This window comes from Chryseobacterium populi, from assembly GCF_000282115.1.
GTDB lineage: Bacteria > Bacteroidota > Bacteroidia > Flavobacteriales > Weeksellaceae > Chryseobacterium > Chryseobacterium populi.
The window spans coordinates 1-13,665 of sequence record NZ_AKJY01000065.1 but is presented as its reverse complement, the minus strand read 5'-3'; the positions used below and the strand labels follow the sequence as shown (position 1 = coordinate 13,665).

The following is a 13,665-nucleotide window of genomic DNA, read 5'->3' as shown; positions in this document are numbered from 1 at the left end:
AGTATGTTTTTACCTACTTTTTTATTATGGTTAACATGATTTTTTTACTTTTGTAGCATTCTAAAAAAAATCTAAAAATGGAATCCTATACGGAAAAAATACTCATTACGGGTGCCCTGGGCCAAATCGGTACCGAGCTTACAAACAGATTGGTTGAAATTCACGGAGCTGATAACGTTGTTGCTTCTGGATTAGACAGATGGCAGAAAGGAATCACTTCTGCCGGACATTATGAAAGGATGGATGTGACGAATACCCAGCTGGTAAGACAGGTAATTAAAGATTATGATATTACTACTGTTTATCATTTAGCTTCATTATTGTCGGGAACTTCAGAAAAGCAGCCTGTTTTTGCATGGAAACTTAATCTGGAACCTCTTCTTCATTTTTGTGAAATGGCTAAAGAAGGACTTCTTAAAAAAATCTTCTGGCCCAGTTCAATTGCTGTTTTCGGAAAAGGAATTCCAAAAGAGAATGTAGGGCAGGATGTGGTTTTAAATCCTACAACCGTATATGGAATTTCTAAAATGGCCGGTGAAAAATGGTGCGAATATTATTTTGATAAATATGGAGTAGATGTAAGAAGCATCAGGTATCCGGGATTGATTTCATGGAAAACTCCGGCGGGAGGCGGGACAACAGATTATGCTGTGGAAATTTTCTATGAAGCAATCGAGGAAGGAAAATATACAAGCTTCATTTCTGAAAATACAGGAATGCCGATGTTGTATATGGATGATGCAATCAATGCAACTTTAAAATTAATGGATGCCCCAAAAGAAAGTTTAACGGTTCGCTCTTCATATAATTTAGGAGGAATGTCTTTCACTCCAAAAGAATTGGCTGCAGAAATTAAGAAAGAAATTCCTGAATTTGAGATCGATTATAAGCCGGATTTCAGACAGGCAATTGCAGATTCATGGCCTGCCTCAATTGATGATTCGGTAGCGAAAAAAGACTGGGGACTTTCCTATGATTTTGGAATTTCTGAAATGTCAGAAGACATGATCAAGAATCTTAAAGTGAAATTAGGTAAAAATTAATATATCTAAATTTTACTTTAAATATAATGTTATTTAACATTTGATAATTAATATATTATAATTTTTATCTAAAATTTAATTTAAATGATATTGCTAACTTTTAACATCGTAAATATTGATGCGAAGCCTAAAAATGATGCTCAGATTTCTGATGAAAAAAGATTGAAAATTACAGAAGATAATACAAAAGCGATTCTTAGAATTTTAGATATTCATGATATAAAAGCAAGTTTTTTTGTAGAGATTTCTATCATCGAAAAACTTCATCATCTTATAAAAGCAATTTCGGGTCGTGGACATGAAATTGCTTTTTATAATAAAAACTCCAGCCTTCAGGAAATTGAAGATATTAAAAAAAATGTACAGAATTTTCTGGAAAAACAAATCCGCGGGATCCGGCAGAAAGATCATAAACTACCTCAGGATAATTTAAAATTATTGGAGTTTAATTATGTTTCCAATATTGATAATGCCAATATTCTTTTTCCTTTTAAGCGTTTAAAAAGAAATACAGAGATTATTGAGGAAGATGGTTTAAGCATTGTACCGGAAAGTATTTCTCCTTATAGCCAGTTGCCATACAATGATTTTGTATTTCAGATATTGCCGATGAGTTATTATCAGAATATGGTGTTTGAAACACTGAAAAATGATGATTTTGTCCTCATCTATCTTAATTCCTGGCAGTTTACGGATTTTAAGAAATATCCCTTTGAAATTCCATTTTACAGAAGTCTGTTCTCCGGCAGAAAAATGGAAGACAAATTAGATATCCTGCTTAGTTTTATCAATGAGAAAGAGCTTGCTACTTCCAGGATGAAAGATTATATTTTTTAGGCAGCGGATTAAGAGACAAGAGAGCGAAAACCTTCTGTAAATTTACTCCGGGGAGTAATCTTTGGAAATTATTTCGGCTAATTCTAAGGCGCATCCCCAGGCTACAGTGAAACCTGAACCCCCATGTCCGTAATTATGGAAAACATGTGGGTACTGGCTGTCAAATGTAAAACGAACCTGGCTGCGATTAGGCCGCAAACCTACCACTTCTTCTAAAATTTCAGGCCTTTTGTGGAACAATCCGGTTGCATGGAAACGGGATAAAATTAAATTTGTATCATTGCTTTCTATATTCATATTCCAGTCATTGAGATAATCGGTACCTCCAATAATACAGTCGGTACTTCGCCTGATGATATAGCTCAAAGCTCCGTTTTGTGTAGAATTCACACATGATTGTACGTTCAGCCATTCAGTTCTTAATATCTGTCCGCGCATAGGCACAAGTTCGTGGTCCATACATATAAATTTTGCACCCAGTCCCGTGCAATTCACTATTAAAGCATCCAACTCGCTTAATTGTTTTAAAGAGCTGATCTCAATCTGTTCAAACGTACCTCCATTAGCTATAAACCGTTCAAAAAGGTGTGGCAAATATAAGTGAGGTTCAGCAAGTGGAACAGTGGCTACATAGGCAGCTTCTGCTCCGATTGGTAATTCTTGATCGGTAGCGTCCCTCAAAAGAGCTCCTTTTGGCAATTTTTGTGTCCATAAGGTATTGCTGGAGGCATTATACGCTATGGTAAAAGGAATAAATGAAACTCCGTTACCCGGAAACAGTTCTTTGGAATAACGCTGGTATGATTTATTTCCCCACCGACTTGCTTCTTCCACGGGTTGTATGGCAAAAGGAAACCATATGGCGCCTACTTTGTCTGATAAAGTATTTTCGAATCGTTCTCTGGCCAATAATCGTACTTTCCAATTTTTCTCCTGTAAGACTATAGCGCTTGTAAGGCCGATAATGCCGCATCCGACAACTGTTATTTGTCTCATTTTTCATTCATGTTTTTTTACAATATTTCCTTTTATAACTTTTCCCGGAATCCTTGCGAAGCATAGCTCCTTTAGAATAGGGGGTGTCATTTACCCATACATATTACGTAATATTTTATAAAAAATTCCTGAAACTTTTGGATGACCTTACCTTTTTCATGCAAAAAAGACAAGTCAGAGATTCAACTAAGAAAATCTTTGACTTGTCCGAGTATGTTTAAAAACTAAGCTTTAGAAAACAATATCTTTTTTAGCTTAACTCGAAGAGTGTAATTTCCGGCAATACACCCACTCTTCCCGGATAACCGATAACCCCGAACCCCCTGTTTACATAAAGGAATTTTCCCTCACTCTCATAAAGATCAGCCCACTTTGGATAACGGTACTGAACCGGTGACCATTTTACATTTTTCAAATCGAGGCCAAACTGCATACCATGAGTATGTCCCGAAAGTGTTAAATAAACATTACCCGGGTGTTTTTTTACTATTTCATCGAAATGGGTAGGGTCATGGCTCATTAAAATTTTTGCAGCAGATTCCGGGACGTTTTCAAGCGCCTTATCAAGGTCTCCGAATTGTGGAAAAGGTTTTAATCCCCAGTTTTCTACTCCCAGGATATACAATTTCTCACCATTTTTCTCAATGGTCCTGTTTTCATTTCTCAACATGTCAAATCCTGCCTGTCTTTCATATTCGACAAGGGTTTCAAGATTCTTTTTCTTGGCATCCGGTGATTCCCAGGCAACATAATCGCCATAATCGTGATTTCCCAATACTGCAAGCTTACCGTCTTTGGCTTTAATTTTAGAAAATAAAGGAATAAACGGCTTGAATTCATCGGCTACATTATTGACCATATCTCCGGTGAATAAAACCAGGTCCGGGTTCTGTTCATTAATCATGTGAATGGCATGTTCCAATTTACTTGGATCTGAGAAACTTCCGCTGTGAACATCAGAGATCTGTATGATTTTATATCCTTTAAAACTTTTGGGAAGATGAGTGAAATTTACTTTAACCTTTCTTATTTTATGACGGTATTTCCCGAATGTGATTCCGTCGATAAATAAAGCAGAAAGAACACCTCCGAGACCTAATCCCATTAAGCTTAGAAACTTTCTTCTTTCAGGGAAAAAATGATCCGTTGGCCGTGTTAACCCGATCAGGTATCCTCCGGTCCTGAAAATATCATCAATGAGCAGAAATAGAACGATGAACACTTTAGGTAGAATGAAAACCAAAAATAAGGAAATCATGATCTGGGCCCTTACCATACTTTTGTCGGCTCTGTTAAAATGCAGGACTTCATAAGTAAAGAATCCATAAATGACCAAAGAAACGACCCAATAACCGATTCTTATCCAGAGATTATCTGTCAACGTTCTTATTGCCTGGTAGATGTAGATTTCTAAAAACAGGAAAACAGCGGCAATAATTAAAAAATTTCTTTGCATAATCAGGTTTTAAAAAAGCACAAAGAAGATTTCCTTTGTGCTTTTATATTTTTTTATAATTATATTATTTTAAGGAAATCTGTAAACGATAGCGTTGATGTTCATTCCGGCACCTACCGAAGTCATTACAATACTACCTTTTCCTTTAAACGATTGACCCTGCATTTTTCCTTTAATTATTAAATCATACATGGTAGGAATCGTTGCTACAGACGAATTTCCGAACTCCTGGATCGTCATAGGAGAGATCGAATGATCATAGTCTTTCACTTCATAAAGTTTATGAAGTCTTTCAATCATTGCATAATCCATTTTAGCATTAGCCTGATGGATTAAAATTTTATCAATATCCCCGATGGAAAGGCCTGCATTATCAATAGTTTCTTTGATGGCTACAGGAACATTCTTTAAAGCATATTCATAAATTTTTCTTCCCTGCATTCTTACAAATAAACGTTTCTGGTCTGCATCTTTGTTGATGGAAGGGCCATTTTCAAGATAGCACAATTCCGGGCCATTGTCACAGATGGTGTTCTTAGAAATGATTCCTACATTTTCATCATCGGTAGCCTGTACCACTACAGCACCGGCGCCGTCTGCAAAAATCATCCTGTTTCTGTCATGCGGATCGGTTACACGGCTTAGCGTTTCCCCACCGATGACAAGAATTTTTTTGGCCACATGGGCTTTGATTAAGTTATCAGCAAGAATCATAGCTTCAACCCATCCCGGGCATCCGAAAATCATATCATAAGTGATACATTTCCTGTTTGTGATCCCTAGTTTATTTTTAACTCTGGCAGCCATATTAGGCATAAAATTGACATATCCGTCAACCGTAACCTCTCCGAAATTACTTGCATAAATAATATAATCAAGCTCCTCAGCATCTATCTTTGCATCTTCAATAGCAATTTTAGCGGCTTCATAACCGATTTGTGAGTTGGAAAGTTCTTCTTCAATAAACCTCCTGTTTTCTATCTCTGTAATTTCTACAAACTTTGCAATAATTTCTTCAGCAGGTTTTTCTATCTTCTCTCCTTCATCCGTATAAAACTCAGAATTCAGAAAAAAGTCTCTACCAATAACTCTATTAGGAATATAAGATCCAGAACCAATAATGATCGTATTCGGCATTCGTTTATATGATTTTTTAAAAACGCAAAGTTAATAATTAATCTTAATAACGAAGAATTAAAAATATTATTAAATTTGCAAAAATTGTACTTTACAGTCTATGAAAAACAATCCATCCTTAAAAGGCCTACTTATTGCTGTTGCAGCGTTTATCATTGCCTTCGGGGTTTATTTCCTTTTTTTATCCAAAAAAAATTATTACATCGTAGACAATCCTACTCCCAATACGTATTATTATAAGATTAATAATGGTTCCGAGGGAATTATTTCAGCGGGGCAAACGGTGCATGTTGATTTAACGATGGGCAAAAATTCTATAAAAGTTTTTGATCAGAATAAAAAAATGCTGTATGATTCAGCATTTGAGGTAAATAAAATCCGTGGACTTTTAAACATCGCTCATCAGGATTATTATATTAATCGTCAGTACTATGGATACAATCTTAAAAAAGATTCATTACTTTTGGCGCTTGATAAGACCGTAATAGACGGAAAAGAGTATTTTGGAGGAGCTAAGCACTCCAATAAGCTTTATACAGAAGATTTTTACTATAATGTAGATGAAGATTATGATAAACTGATCAAAAATGTTCAGCAGGTAGAATTCAGATCAAAGATCTTCAGAAAACAAGATTACCTTAACTATTATAAAGAATATTACAAGTTTTGACAAAAGATATCAACCAAGTAACGCCCTACAATTCTGAGGCTACAAAAAAGAGCCAGGTAGAGGATATGTTCGACAATATTGCACCGAAATATGATCTTTTAAATCGTGTTTTATCCATGAAAATTGATGTTTTATGGAGAAATAAGCTGGTGAAATGGATGAAAAATGATAGCCCGCAGGAAGTGCTGGATGTGGCTACAGGAACGGGAGATCTGGCAATCACGATTGAAAAAGGAACCGGTGCAAAAGTAATTGGTTTAGATTTATCGCAACAAATGTTAAATGTTGGCGTTATTAAAATAAAAAAACTTATTTTAGACGGCAAAATTTCCATGCAAAAAGGAGATGCAGAAAATTTACCTTTCGAGGACAATAGATTTGATGCTGTTTCCGTTGCATTTGGAGTAAGGAATTTTGAAAATCTTACAAAAGGTTTATCAGAGTTAAGAAGGGTAGTTAAAGATAACAAGAGTGTTTATATACTGGAGTTTTCAAAGGTTGAGGGGTTCTTAGGGCCATTGTATATGTTTTATTTTAAAAATATATTACCTGCCATCGGCAGACTGGTTTCTAAAGATAATAGGGCATATACCTACCTTCCGGATTCTGTAAATGCTTTTCCTTTCGGGGAAAAGATGAGACAAATTCTTTTAGATACAGGATTTAAAAAAGTTGAATATAAAAAACTAAGTTTAGGTATAGCCACAATTTATAAAGCAACAAAGTAACCTATGAATAAATTTTTATTAAAAGCACTGGTTTTAGCCTCAGTAAACATTGCAGTTTTTGCAGACGCGCAATTCAGAACCCGAAACAGAATGGATAAGTTGGAAGACTTTGACCAACAGGTGTTCAGTTGGGGTTTTTATCTGAATGGTAACAAACTAGACTACCGTATAGTACTCAACCCAAGATACGGTATAGATGGGAATAAGAATCTTGTTACATCTAAAGCAAGTTACAGCTTCGGAGCCGGATTGATCGGGAAATGGAGACTGAATGACTATTTGGATTTACGAGTTGAACCAGGCTTACAATTTGCTCAAAGGGAACTTACTTTCAATACCCAGTCCAATGATCAGTATGCAGGAGGTACTTTAACGAATCCTCCGTTTATTCCGATTCCTTTAACGGAAACAGACAGAGTGAGACAAGTGAAATCTACTTTGGTTGATGTTCCCGTATTATTAGAACTGCACGGGCACAGATGGTACAATTCAAGGCCATATGTTGCGGCAGGGGTAAACTATATTGTGAATTTACAGTCAAACTCTGATTCTACAGACGATAACCTACAGCAGGTTTTCAGATCTACTACCCATAACTTTGCATGGTCTGCAGAAATGGGGATTCAGTTTTATTTTAATAAATTTAAGCTGACTCCTGCCATCAGAGGAACATTCATTATGAATAACGAAGTAGTGGCAGATAATCCCAATACACCGCCATACTGGTCTGCAGCAATGTCTACGTTGCAAACGAGAGCAGTCATGTTTGTATTGAAATTTGAGTAAAAAATAGACTTAAAATATAGAAAGGAGATGCTGGGCATCTCCTTTTTTGTTAACCAAATCAAAATATAGAGGGTTTTATATTTGTTTAATGTTATTATTTTTTTATTTTTGCTAATAGTTAGAATATATAAACCTGAAATGCTTCAAGATTTAGAAAACAATCTTTCAGAACTGGAAAAAAAGATTTTGAATTTACATAAAAACCATCAAAATCTTACGGAAAGGTTTTCGGAATTGAATACAGAGCATGAAGAACTGAAGAAGAAATACGATGAGGAGAGAAAAAAAAATCAGGTATTAGCAGAAGAACAAAAAAATATAAAGCTTTATTCAGCAATATCAGGAAATCCTGAACACAATAGATTAATGAAAAACCATATCAACAGATTGGTAAAAGAAATTGATTTCTGTATTGCTCAGCTTCAAAACAGTGGATTATAATGGAGGTAAGGAGAATAACCATCAACATTGCAGGAAGAGTATATCCGCTGAACGTACCGGCAGCAGAGGAAGAAACTTTGCGTAAAGTAGGGAAGCAGATTGAGAATATGATTAAAGATTTTGAACAAAATTTCGATGTAAGAGATAAGCAGGATGCATTGGCCATGTGTGCCCTGAAACTGGGAACCAATGCCGAAGTGGTATCTCTTAACTACGATAAAACAATACATTCTACCAACGAAAGATTAACCAAAATTAATCAGTCGTTGAATGAAATTGGGAAATAGATTTTTTTCCCGTCAGACTGCCTACAATAATTCTAACACATTAAAGGTAAACTCAACGCTAAACAATTACCGAACAAATGTCCATCGAATGGCGTGCCGGTTCTCCGGATTACAGACAGTGGAAATCAGTTCAAATCGTGTTGATTAGGAGTTTACTCTCAATCTTTGAATTGTTGTGGGCTTTTTTATTTGAATATGAAGACAATTAAAACTCAATATATATGACAACAGCCATTATAGTCGGCGTTATTTGCTTGGTGATTGGTGCGGTTATAGGGATCTTTTTCTCTAAAAGCTCACTGAATACAAAGGCAAAATTTATTATAAATGATGCAAAGAAAAATGCCGAAAACCTTATAGAAAAAGCTAACGTACAAGCCGAATCCATAAAAAAAGAAAAGAATCTTCAGGCTAAAGAAAAATTTCTCGAATTGAAATCTCAGCATGATGCAGATATTCAGTCTCGTGAAAAGAAAATGCAGGAAGTAGAAAAAAGAACAAAGGATAAGGAACACAAGCTGAATGATGAGCTCAGCAAAACAGGAAAACTTGAAAAAGACCTGGATAAGCAGATTGCAGATTACGCTAAGAAAACTGAAATTTTAGAGCGAAAACAACAGGAACTGGATTCAATTACAGCTAAAAAAGTTGAAATCCTTGAAAAAATATCCAATTATACTGCTGATGAAGCCAAGGCAGAATTGGTAGAATCGATGAAAGCTGAAGCTAAAACAAGAGCCCAGGCCCATGTTCAGGGAATAATGGAAGAAGCTCAGATGAATGCTAAAAATGAAGCCAGAAAAATCGTCATCCAAACCATTCAGAGAATAGGAACCGAGCAGGCTATTGAAAACTCAGTATCTGTTTTCAATATTGAATCTGATGAAGTAAAAGGTAGGATCATTGGTAGAGAAGGTAGAAATATCCGTGCTTTGGAAGCCGTAACAGGAGTAGAGATTATCGTTGATGATACTCCGGAGGCGATTCTTCTTTCATGTTTTGACCCGGTAAGAAGAGAGATCGCAAGATTGTCACTTCACAGATTGGTTACAGATGGAAGAATCCACCCTGCAAGAATCGAAGAAGTTGTAGAAAAAACAAGAAAGCAAATTGAAGAGGAGATCATTGAAGTAGGAAAGAGAACAATTATAGACCTTGGGATTCATGGATTACACCCGGAATTAATCAAGATCGTCGGTAGAATGAAATACCGTTCTTCTTACGGACAAAACCTGTTACAACACTCAAGAGAGGTTGCCAATATTGCAGCAACCATGGCAGCGGAACTAGGATTGAATGTAAAACTGGCTAAAAGAGCAGGTTTATTACACGATATCGGTAAAGTTCCTGAACAGGAATCAGAACTTCCGCACGCATTATTGGGAATGCAGTGGGCTGAAAAATATGGAGAAAATGCAGAAGTGATCAATGCGATCGGAGCTCACCACGACGAAGTTGAAATGACGTCTTTATTATCACCGATTATCCAGGTTGCCGATGCTATTTCAGGAGCAAGACCGGGCGCAAGACGTCAGGTACTGGAATCATATATCCAGAGATTGAAAGACCTGGAATCTGCTGCGCTAAGTTTTGACGGCGTATCAAGTGCTTATGCGATCCAGGCAGGTAGAGAACTGAGAGTGATGGTAGAAAGCGGCAAGGTGAATGATGAAGTAGCTTCTCAATTGTCCTATGATATTTCTGAAAAAATTCAGAATGAACTGACGTATCCGGGACAGGTAAAAGTAACCGTGATCAGAGAAACGAGAGCTGTGAATATCGCAAGATAATAATTGAAATAAGATATTATATAAAAACCTTTCAAGAGATTGAAAGGTTTTTTATGCAATATTGAATGAAAGAATAGAGTGTCAAAGAATATATTCAATTCAATCTTAGGATTTTAGACTTCTAATTTCTTCTTGTAATTCTTCTATTTGCTTTTTCAGAAGATTGATATAATCCTGTTGATTTTCAAGAATAAATTCTGGGATGCTATAGAAATAATTATTACTTGCAGAATAATTACCAGATTGATTATCATAGTTATTAACCTGATGCATTATAGAGTCATCTTCTTTAATATCTTCCACTGTGGTATCCAATGCTTTTGCCATACGTTCCCATTCTTCCTCTGAGATTTTAATTTCTCCTTTTTCTCTTCTTTGGTATTGAGACTGTGTCATATGTAATATTTTAGCCATGCTTTCCTGTGTGTATTTTTCCTTACGTGCTTTTATCAGCTTATTTTTGATCATAATTATGTTTTTTGGTATTGCAAATATATTATTTTATGGGCTGAAATTCACATAAAATTCACATAAAAACCTTGATCTTATTTCAACAATGCTTGATATATTTGAAATGTCAATAAGACACAAAATGATTTAAATTAAATTATTATGAAAAATTCACAAAAAAAAGATGAGCTATTTAGCAAGTTTCAAAATTCAAAAATTGAAAGAATTAAACTTGACAAAATTTCGGGAGGGAAACGTATACCTACATCTCCTATAGATGTCCAAACTGGCCTAACATCTAGTGGTAATCACGATAACGATGTAACTCCTCCAGACTATTATTATGATGGTACATTGTAATATTAACAGAAATTATTCATTTAACGAAAATTTATGAAACAACTTTGTCAAGGCTCAAAGCTTCGACAAAGTTTGTTATTTTTTGTATTATTAAAAATTATAATATAACACTATTTTACAAAAAATGTATACAAAATTTCATTACATATTATTAATTTTTGCCCTTTGTTTCTTTGGATGTAAAAAAGAAGAAAAAACAGACTCTTACTTCAAAGTAAGAAAAACTTTGGAAAAGGTTTTGGAAGATGATCAGAAGTACAGACAGCAAGCTACCACAGATTGGTGGAAGGAACAAGGAAAGCTTGATAGAAAAAATATTAAAATTGTAACAAAGATTATTGATAGTTTAGGGTGGTTGGGAAAAGATAAAATTGGAAAAGATGCAAATCTTGCTTTGTTTATAGCCATTCAGCATGCCGATAAATTATCAACAATGGAAAAATATCTGCCCATGTTGAAAGAAGCCGCGAATAAAGGCAATGCTGAAAAAGGACAAGCAGCCTACTTGATTGATAGAGTTGAATTATTAAATAAAAGAAAACAGATCTACGGAACCCAATATTCAATAAAAGAAAATGGGACTGCCTTTATAGAAAATCTTATTGATTCTGCAAATGTAAATTCCAGAAGAAAGTCTATGGATCTATATCCTATTGAAAAGTATATTAGAATGATAGATTCCTCAAACAGTGTAGAGAACACACAAAAAATAAGATAGATTATAAAATGATAGTTATTTATACAGAAGACAATGATATTACCACAAATCTTGTGATGGACTGGCTTTCTGTTCTATATAAAGGAGAAGTAAAAAGAATCAATACAGATTATTTTCAAATACCAACACAGGATGAGTATTTTATTGATATAAGTGAAAGTATTGATGTAAAAGCTATTTGGTATAGAAGACCTGGAAGAAGACCTTTTCCCATCAGAACCATTCCCCAAGACTTATTAACGGGAAAAATAGATAATAAAAAATTAGAAGCATTGTTAATGCATTCTGCCAATAAAGAAATTGAAAATATTAACGCTCATGATTTGGCAAACAAATACAAAGCAAAAAATATTTTGGGAGGTTCCCTAAGATACGAAGTTAATAAATTTCAGGTTTTAAGAATGGCAAAAAATATCGGGATAGATATTCCTAAATCTATTTTGACAAACAGTAAATCTAAGCTAATAGATTTTTATAATGATTGCCATGGGGAAATAATCTCCAAAATGCATGATATGCTGCTTTGTGATATAAATGAGACTCATTCTACTTACGCAACCTACACAGAAAAAATAGAATTAAGCTTTATTAATAATTTGCCAGATTATTTTTTTATCGGGCACTTTCAGGAAAAATTGGAAAAAGAATACGAAATACGCAGTTTCTATTTAGGTGGAGATATATTTTCAATGGCAATGTTTTCTCAAAAAAATAAACAAACCAGTGTAGATTTTAGGAGATATAATAGGGATAGCATGAACAGACGCGTTACATTCAAGTTACCTTCTGTTATTGAAGATCAAATACGTATTTTGATGGAAAAATTAAATCTAAATTGTGGTTCTTTAGATATCGTAAAAACAAAGGATAGATACGTTTTTTTAGAAGTTAATCCAGTGGGGCAATTTGGATTTGTAACAGGAGCCTGTAATTATCACCTGCATAAAAAAATCGCCGAATACTTAATACATTAAATAATGGAAAAAAAAGAATTTGTTTCTCTTTTTAAAGAAGAAAGCTATAAATTACTCCCTATAAATTATCATTTAATAAGAAATGTTTACTATACTAAAGAAGAAGTAAAACGTTTTAATTTACATTATTCCGCTCACAGTAATTTTCACCAGACTACGATATATGACATTTTTTATAATTAAAAGCCAATAATTATTCTCTAATGAATAGATTTTTTAACTTATACTCCAATTGTATTCCTGTAAAGGGAAATGAAGAAAGTATAATTGTAGATCTACAAAATACTGAACATATAAATGTACCTAATCTACTACTTGAAATTCTTAAAAAAACACGTACTCATACAGTAAGTGGAATAAAAAATTTTTTCAATAATAATTTGAACGAGGGTATAGACCACTATTTTAATTATTTGGAAGATATTGATTACGGTTCCTTCTTAGATAATGTTGAAAATTTTCCGGAGCTTAATTTGGAATGGTATTCCCCGTTTAAAGTTAACAGTGCAATCTTAGAAATTCATGAAGATTGTAAATATGACTTTAATTCTGCAATAAAAGAATTAAGTTCCTTAGCTTGTTCTAGTATTCAAATAAGAATTAATAATCCAAATGTTAATAATATATTATCCAGCATATTGGATGCAACACGAAAATCAAGAATCAGGAATGTTGAAATTTTCCTTCCTGAATCGCTATATGAAGAGAATTATTTAATTTATCTTGATGATATTGAAAATAGAATTAAAACATTTGTAATTCATAGTGTTGAAGATGAAATCTTAACTAAAAATTTATATAAAAATTCAAAATATTACATAGACAATAAATTAATTTTTACATCAAGGACTATTAACAGTTCAACCACTGATAATATAAAAAAAGAAAATTTTATTATCAATATGGAATTTTTTACTGAAGCTCAACATCATAATGTTGAAGACTTACCCTTTTTCAAACAGTTGATAAATATAAAATATTCTCTAATTGAT

General features: G+C 34.0%; 16 protein-coding genes. 12 read left to right on the top strand and 4 right to left on the bottom strand.

Going from position 1 to position 13,665, the window contains the following annotated elements; all coding sequences use genetic code 11:
• Positions 1 to 77: 77 nt before the first annotated feature.
• Both PMI13_RS15050 and PMI13_RS15045 read left to right on the top strand, forming a co-directional pair.
• Positions 78 to 1,043, top strand: a complete 966-nt coding sequence (locus PMI13_RS15050; protein WP_007845187.1) for an NAD-dependent epimerase/dehydratase family protein — start codon at positions 78 to 80, stop codon at positions 1,041 to 1,043.
• Positions 1,044 to 1,127: 84 nt separating this feature from the next.
• The gene (locus PMI13_RS15045) at positions 1,128 to 1,880 is read left to right on the top strand and encodes a polysaccharide deacetylase family protein (protein ID WP_007845186.1); all 753 of its coding nucleotides are present in this window, start codon (positions 1,128 to 1,130) and stop codon (positions 1,878 to 1,880) included.
• 42 nt (positions 1,881 to 1,922) lie between these two features.
• On the opposite strand, the gene PMI13_RS15040 is transcribed toward PMI13_RS15045, so the two are convergent.
• The 3 genes from PMI13_RS15040 to PMI13_RS15030 all read right to left on the bottom strand — a co-directional run bounded on the left by PMI13_RS15040 (position 1,923) and on the right by PMI13_RS15030 (position 5,469).
• Complete coding sequence (locus tag PMI13_RS15040) at positions 1,923 to 2,876, bottom strand: FAD-dependent oxidoreductase (RefSeq protein WP_007845184.1); 954 nt, start codon at positions 2,874 to 2,876, stop codon at positions 1,923 to 1,925.
• A gap of 250 nt (positions 2,877 to 3,126) precedes the next feature.
• A complete protein-coding gene (locus PMI13_RS15035; protein ID WP_007845183.1) occupies positions 3,127 to 4,332 on the bottom strand; it encodes a metallophosphoesterase in 1,206 nt (401 codons plus the stop codon).
• Between the two features lie 69 nt (positions 4,333 to 4,401).
• On the bottom strand, positions 4,402 to 5,469 hold the full coding sequence (locus tag PMI13_RS15030) for a 3-oxoacyl-ACP synthase III family protein (protein ID WP_007845181.1): 1,068 nt from the start codon (positions 5,467 to 5,469) through the stop codon (positions 4,402 to 4,404).
• 100 nt (positions 5,470 to 5,569) lie between these two features.
• Between PMI13_RS15030 and PMI13_RS15025 the strand changes: the two genes are divergently transcribed.
• The 6 genes from PMI13_RS15025 to rny all read left to right on the top strand — a co-directional run bounded on the left by PMI13_RS15025 (position 5,570) and on the right by rny (position 10,171).
• Positions 5,570 to 6,139, top strand: coding sequence for a hypothetical protein (locus PMI13_RS15025; protein ID WP_007845180.1), 570 nt, complete (start codon positions 5,570 to 5,572; stop codon positions 6,137 to 6,139).
• The gene (ubiE, locus tag PMI13_RS15020; RefSeq protein ID WP_007845178.1) at positions 6,136 to 6,867 is read left to right on the top strand and encodes a bifunctional demethylmenaquinone methyltransferase/2-methoxy-6-polyprenyl-1,4-benzoquinol methylase UbiE; all 732 of its coding nucleotides are present in this window, start codon (positions 6,136 to 6,138) and stop codon (positions 6,865 to 6,867) included. Before PMI13_RS15025 ends, ubiE begins: the two co-directional genes overlap by 4 nt.
• 3 nt (positions 6,868 to 6,870) lie before the next feature.
• On the top strand, positions 6,871 to 7,653 hold the full coding sequence (gene porT / locus PMI13_RS15015; RefSeq protein ID WP_007845177.1) for a type IX secretion/gliding motility protein PorT/SprT: 783 nt from the start codon (positions 6,871 to 6,873) through the stop codon (positions 7,651 to 7,653).
• A 138-nt stretch (positions 7,654 to 7,791) separates the two neighbouring features.
• Positions 7,792 to 8,094, top strand: a complete 303-nt coding sequence (locus tag PMI13_RS15010) for a hypothetical protein (RefSeq protein ID WP_007845176.1) — start codon at positions 7,792 to 7,794, stop codon at positions 8,092 to 8,094.
• A complete protein-coding gene (locus tag PMI13_RS15005; protein WP_007845174.1) occupies positions 8,094 to 8,381 on the top strand; it encodes a cell division protein ZapA in 288 nt (95 codons plus the stop codon). The genes PMI13_RS15010 and PMI13_RS15005 overlap by 1 nt, the downstream gene beginning before the upstream one ends.
• A gap of 221 nt (positions 8,382 to 8,602) precedes the next feature.
• On the top strand, positions 8,603 to 10,171 hold the full coding sequence (gene rny / locus PMI13_RS15000; RefSeq protein WP_007845172.1) for a ribonuclease Y: 1,569 nt from the start codon (positions 8,603 to 8,605) through the stop codon (positions 10,169 to 10,171).
• A 105-nt stretch (positions 10,172 to 10,276) separates the two neighbouring features.
• Here rny and PMI13_RS14995 read toward each other — a convergent pair whose 3' ends face one another.
• Complete coding sequence (locus PMI13_RS14995; protein ID WP_007845170.1) at positions 10,277 to 10,639, bottom strand: helix-turn-helix transcriptional regulator; 363 nt, start codon at positions 10,637 to 10,639, stop codon at positions 10,277 to 10,279.
• A 144-nt stretch (positions 10,640 to 10,783) separates the two neighbouring features.
• Here PMI13_RS14995 and PMI13_RS14990 point away from each other — a divergent pair, with 144 nt between their 5' ends.
• The 4 genes from PMI13_RS14990 to PMI13_RS14970 all read left to right on the top strand — a co-directional run.
• Positions 10,784 to 10,981 carry a hypothetical protein gene (locus PMI13_RS14990; protein WP_007845169.1) on the top strand — a complete coding sequence of 66 codons (198 nt, stop codon included), beginning with the start codon at positions 10,784 to 10,786 and terminating at the stop codon, positions 10,979 to 10,981.
• Positions 10,982 to 11,105: 124 nt separating this feature from the next.
• A complete protein-coding gene (locus tag PMI13_RS14985) occupies positions 11,106 to 11,699 on the top strand; it encodes a DUF6624 domain-containing protein (RefSeq protein ID WP_007845163.1) in 594 nt (197 codons plus the stop codon).
• Between the two features lie 8 nt (positions 11,700 to 11,707).
• On the top strand, positions 11,708 to 12,673 hold the full coding sequence (gene gwsG, locus PMI13_RS20725) for a grasp-with-spasm system ATP-grasp peptide maturase (RefSeq protein WP_007845161.1): 966 nt from the start codon (positions 11,708 to 11,710) through the stop codon (positions 12,671 to 12,673).
• Positions 12,674 to 12,876: 203 nt separating this feature from the next.
• A partial coding sequence (locus PMI13_RS14970; RefSeq protein ID WP_007845158.1) for a hypothetical protein occupies positions 12,877 to 13,665 on the top strand: 789 nt, incomplete at its 3' end.

Coding starts and splice junctions, on each gene's coding strand:
- PMI13_RS15025 (WP_007845180.1), top strand. CDS start 5,570: ATGAAAAACAATCCATCCTTAAAAGGCCTACTTATTGCTGTTGCAGCG.
- PMI13_RS14985 (WP_007845163.1), top strand. CDS start 11,106: ATGTATACAAAATTTCATTACATATTATTAATTTTTGCCCTTTGTTTC.
- PMI13_RS15035 (WP_007845183.1), bottom strand. CDS start 4,332: ATGCAAAGAAATTTTTTAATTATTGCCGCTGTTTTCCTGTTTTTAGAA.
- PMI13_RS15045 (WP_007845186.1), top strand. CDS start 1,128: ATGATATTGCTAACTTTTAACATCGTAAATATTGATGCGAAGCCTAAA.
- gwsG (WP_007845161.1), top strand. CDS start 11,708: ATGATAGTTATTTATACAGAAGACAATGATATTACCACAAATCTTGTG.
- PMI13_RS14990 (WP_007845169.1), top strand. CDS start 10,784: ATGAAAAATTCACAAAAAAAAGATGAGCTATTTAGCAAGTTTCAAAAT.
- porT (WP_007845177.1), top strand. CDS start 6,871: ATGAATAAATTTTTATTAAAAGCACTGGTTTTAGCCTCAGTAAACATT.
- PMI13_RS15010 (WP_007845176.1), top strand. CDS start 7,792: ATGCTTCAAGATTTAGAAAACAATCTTTCAGAACTGGAAAAAAAGATT.
- PMI13_RS14995 (WP_007845170.1), bottom strand. CDS start 10,639: ATGATCAAAAATAAGCTGATAAAAGCACGTAAGGAAAAATACACACAG.
- PMI13_RS15050 (WP_007845187.1), top strand. CDS start 78: ATGGAATCCTATACGGAAAAAATACTCATTACGGGTGCCCTGGGCCAA.
- PMI13_RS15005 (WP_007845174.1), top strand. CDS start 8,094: ATGGAGGTAAGGAGAATAACCATCAACATTGCAGGAAGAGTATATCCG.
- PMI13_RS15030 (WP_007845181.1), bottom strand. CDS start 5,469: ATGCCGAATACGATCATTATTGGTTCTGGATCTTATATTCCTAATAGA.
- PMI13_RS15040 (WP_007845184.1), bottom strand. CDS start 2,876: ATGAGACAAATAACAGTTGTCGGATGCGGCATTATCGGCCTTACAAGC.
- rny (WP_007845172.1), top strand. CDS start 8,603: ATGACAACAGCCATTATAGTCGGCGTTATTTGCTTGGTGATTGGTGCG.